The organism is Ancylothrix sp. D3o, assembly GCF_025370775.1.
Classification (GTDB): Bacteria; Cyanobacteriota; Cyanobacteriia; order Cyanobacteriales; family Oscillatoriaceae; genus Ancylothrix.
The window spans coordinates 1-1143 of record NZ_JAMXEX010000135.1; the positions used below are offsets into that span (position 1 = coordinate 1).

Annotated in this window: 1 protein-coding gene; it reads left to right on the forward strand. The window is 37.4% G+C overall.

Going from position 1 to position 1143, the window contains the following annotated elements; genetic code table 11:
* The first annotated feature begins 80 nt into the window (after positions 1 to 80).
* Positions 81 to 1141, forward strand: a protein-coding gene (locus NG798_RS27760) for an ISKra4 family transposase (protein WP_261226952.1) whose coding sequence is annotated in 2 segments (ribosomal slippage) — positions 81 to 237 and positions 237 to 1141 — 1062 coding nt in all. Because the reading frame shifts where the segments join, the coding sequence is not laid out codon by codon here.
* Positions 1142 to 1143 lie beyond the last annotated feature (2 nt).

The following is a 1143-nucleotide window of genomic DNA, read 5'->3' on the forward strand; positions in this document are numbered from 1 at the left end:
GGGAGCATCCCGTTTTTGCAAGTGTACCAGACTGTGGTACAATAAATTATATTTCACTCACATAAATGTAACCTCTGTTTATGACCCCTGAAGAATCTCAAAAACTCCAAGAACATATCACAGCTATTGCTAAAATTCTTTACCAAAATACGCCCTCAGAAGATTTAGTTTCTCTCGAAACTATTGAAAAATCAGTGCGCCAACAAATCTTAGAAAAAGTCAGTCCCCAAGTGGCTTTTTTTTTATCAAAGAAAAGACAGGAACAATTAAGGGTCGAACGAGAAAGTTAAAAAGTTCTCTTGGAGAAATTCCTATCACAGAAAAACAAGCCTCTCGATTACATCTGACGTCTCGTTGTCGGATTTCTCCATTTTTAGAAAAATGTTGTTTACGGATTAGCGCTAATGAATCTTACCAAAATGCAGAGTTAGAATTAGAATTATTAATGGGAGTAAAAATTGGCCATACTACACTTCATAGACTGGTACAAAGAACAGAATTTTCTCCTCCTGACACTCAAGAAACTGTAACAGAATTAAGTGCAGATGGTGGGAAAGTTAGAGTACGAAACCCTAACGGTCAAAGCTGTGAATGGCTTGAGTATAAAGCAATTAGGCTGCAAAAAGTTTATCATAATGCGGCTTTTAAAGACAATCTATTCCTAAGCGATTGGGTGAATTCTCAAAAACTGGCTGCGCTTTTAGTGTGTTTGGGAGATGGTCATCCTGGTGTGTGGAAATTAATGTCAGAAATTTCTACCTCTTCAGAAAGGTGGGAAATACTAGATTGGTATCATCTGAAAGAAAATCTTTATAAAATTGGGGGTTCTCTGAAACGCCTCCAACAAATTGAATCTTATTTATGGTGTGGCGAAGTTGAGGAGGCTCTTGCTGTGTTAGGCGAGTATCGTCGTCAAAAATCTCAGAAGTTTCTCAAATATTTACAAGAACATAAAAGCCGAATTATTAATTATAAGAAAGTGCAAGCTTCTGAGCTTTGTTCGATTGGCTCCGGCGCAGTAGAGTCAGCTATTAAACAGCTTGATTTAAGACTAAAACTGGTAGGAGCGCAGTGGAATAAACATAACGTGAATCAAATGTTACAACTTCGTTGTGCTTATCTTAATGGTCAACTAGCCTAAGC